The 1870-nt window shown below is 44.2% G+C and carries 3 protein-coding genes; 1 reads left to right on the top strand and 2 read right to left on the bottom strand.

Going from position 1 to position 1870, the window contains the following annotated elements:
- Window positions 1–44: 44 nt before the first annotated feature.
- Together V7Z64_RS13180 and V7Z64_RS13175 are read right to left on the bottom strand one after the other, a co-directional pair.
- A complete protein-coding gene (locus tag V7Z64_RS13180) occupies window positions 45–617 on the bottom strand; it encodes a class I SAM-dependent methyltransferase (protein ID WP_297987505.1) in 573 nt (190 codons plus the stop codon).
- A complete protein-coding gene (locus V7Z64_RS13175) occupies window positions 617–1567 on the bottom strand; it encodes a TIGR01212 family radical SAM protein (protein ID WP_297987507.1) in 951 nt (316 codons plus the stop codon). The genes V7Z64_RS13180 and V7Z64_RS13175 overlap by 1 nt, the downstream gene beginning before the upstream one ends.
- Before the next feature lie 124 nt (window positions 1568–1691).
- Between V7Z64_RS13175 and V7Z64_RS13170 the strand changes: the two genes are divergently transcribed.
- Window positions 1692–1870 (top strand): DUF2524 family protein (locus V7Z64_RS13170; RefSeq protein ID WP_334110730.1); only part of this gene is annotated, 179 nt, incomplete at its 3' end.

Below are 1870 nucleotides of genomic sequence, written 5' to 3'. Positions count from 1 at the left end.
TAACAAAGCAAAAGTAGCGATAGGAAAGACCGATCGCTACTTTTTTATCTTTTCTCAATCGCGACGATAAACGGCGGATGATTGATTTGATTCATAAATTCGTATCGAATGACGTGTGCGCGCTGTTGATCGATTGTTGAAACGTATTGTAAAAGGGCATCGCGCTCGATTGCTCCTTCGGGATGACCGTGATAAATGACGAGGACAATGATGCCTTCCGGAGCCATGATCTCAAGCAATTGTTCGATGGCAGCAATCGTTGAGTTTGGTTTTGTAACAATTTGTTTATCTCCCCCAGGCAAGTAACCGAGATTAAACATCGCGCCGGTAATGCGTCCTTTATATTGGGAAGGGATGTGTGTACGAAGTTCCGCATGGCTCGCTTGTACGAGCGTGACGCGTGTTTCCATCTGATGCTCGCGCAATCGTTTTGTTGTGTTTTCAATTGCTTGTGCTTGAATATCGAAGCCGAACACATGGCCAGACAGCCCGACACGTTCAGCTAAATAAAGCGTATCGTGACCGTTGCCAACCGTTGCATCGACGACGATATCGCCCTCTTTGACAGCTAAGTCGATGAGCGAGCGCGCAAACGGCAAAATGCGCATGAGTTTCATCATCTTTCTCCCTTTCGTACATATTTTTTCCCTTGATAACTATTACGTCGCTCTAACTCAGCATCGATGGCGTTTAACACTTCCCATTTGTTGACGCTCCACATCGGACCGATCATTAAATCGATCGGGCCGTCACCTGTAATGCGGTGAACGATCATCTCTGGCGGCAATACTTCTAGCTGATCACAAACGAGTTGCACGTATTCGTCGAACGTTAAAAATTGAAGCATTCCTTTTTCATATTGCTTCACCATCGGAGTTCCTTTTAGCAAATGTAGCAAATGAATTTTAATGCCTTGCACATCTAAATGAGCGACCGTTTTTGCTGTTTCCATCATCATGTCGTACGTTTCAAGCGGTAATCCGTTAATAATATGGGCGCACACGCGAATGCCGCGTTTGCGTAACTTTCGCACCCCATCTACATAGCACGAAAAGTCATGCGCGCGGTTAATTAACGTAGCGGTTTGTTCATGAACGGTTTGCAAGCCAAGTTCGACCCATAAATACGTTCGTTCATTCAGTTCAGCTAAATAGTCCACGACATCGTCGGGTAAACAATCAGGGCGAGTTGCGATCGACAACCCGACGACTCCTTCTAAATGCAACACAGCTTCGTATTTTTCACGCAAGACGTCAACGGGTGCATGTGTATTTGTAAACGCTTGAAAATAGGCGATATATTTGCCGTCTTTCCATTTCGTATGCATTTTTTCCTTAATTGCATGAAATTGCGTCACTAAATCGTCTGTTCGCCTACCTGCAAAATCACCGGAACCGGCTGCACTACAAAATGTACACCCACCGTATGCGACTGTACCGTCGCGGTTTGGACAATCAAATCCGGCATCAAGCGACACTTTGAACACTTTTTCACCAAATGTTTGACGTAGGTGGTAGTTCCACGTATGGTAGCGCTTATTGTCATTTGTATATGGAAAAGGATTCATTTTGATCACCTCGCATCATTTTAGCATTGTAGCACGTTTCAAGTGAGAAACTCAACGGGATCGTGATAAACGTCAAAAAAATGTACAAACTATAAAGTGATCGAGAAGAAAGGAAGGGATGCGTATGGCAACGAGACAGTCGATGGATGAGTTTTTGCAGCATTGTGAAGATGTGCTTCGCTATGCAAAGGAGCAATATACGGAAGCAAGCAAGCTTGAACATTATAACGATACAGAATATGTAAAAGCTCAGCAAATGCTTGAACATGCGGTAACTGATTTGGCACATTTTTCGTTAAGTTG

Source organism: Anoxybacillus sp. (assembly GCF_036834105.1).
In the GTDB taxonomy this organism is placed as follows: Bacteria; Bacillota; Bacilli; order Bacillales; family Anoxybacillaceae; genus Anoxybacillus.
Note: the sequence above shows the minus strand (reverse complement) of the source record. Positions and strands in the feature narration are given on the sequence as shown.